This window comes from Corallococcus sicarius (assembly GCF_003611735.1).
GTDB classification, from domain to species: domain Bacteria; phylum Myxococcota; class Myxococcia; order Myxococcales; family Myxococcaceae; genus Corallococcus; species Corallococcus sicarius.
Genome location: NZ_RAWG01000703.1, coordinates 1 through 570 on the forward strand (window position 1 = coordinate 1; position 570 = coordinate 570).

The window sequence follows — 570 nt, forward strand, 5'->3', positions numbered from 1 at the left end:
GCCCCAGACCCCCCTGGACCTTCCTCCGCCCGAAGCGGAGCCCCTCCGGACGGGACCGCCCGGAAGCCTCCGTGTCCTGGGCCTCCTCGCGGTGGCGCTGGTGCCCATCGTCGTGGCGGTGCGCGAATTGGGCCGCATCCACCCGGACGAGGTGTTCCAGGCGCTGGAGCCCGCGTGGTGGCGCGTGCACGGCTACGGCGTGCTGGCGTGGGAGTGGCGCGACGGCCTGCGCAACTGGGCCCTCCCTGGCGTGCTGGCGGCCTTCCTGAAGCTCTCCGCGGTGCTCGGCATCACCGACCCACGCATCTACCGGGGCGTGGTGGCGGTGCCCCAGTTCGCCCTGCACGCGTGGAGCCTGTGGGCCGTGTATCGCTTCGCCGCACGCCGTGCCGGCCCGCAGGGTGGGGCGCTCGGAGTCCTGCTCCTGGGCCTCAGCGGACCGGTGCTCCTCTTCGCCGGACGCACGCTGTCGGAGTCCTTCTCCGCGTCCTTCCTGCTCGTGGCCATGGAGGCCCTGGACCGGCCCGACACCGGGACGGCTGCCCGGGGGCGGCGCGCGGGGCTCCTGGG

At 74.7% G+C, this 570-nt stretch carries 1 pseudogene; it reads left to right on the forward strand.

The window, feature by feature from the left end:
• A pseudogene (locus D7X12_RS41785) lies at positions 1-570 on the forward strand (mannosyltransferase); the annotation flags it as partial.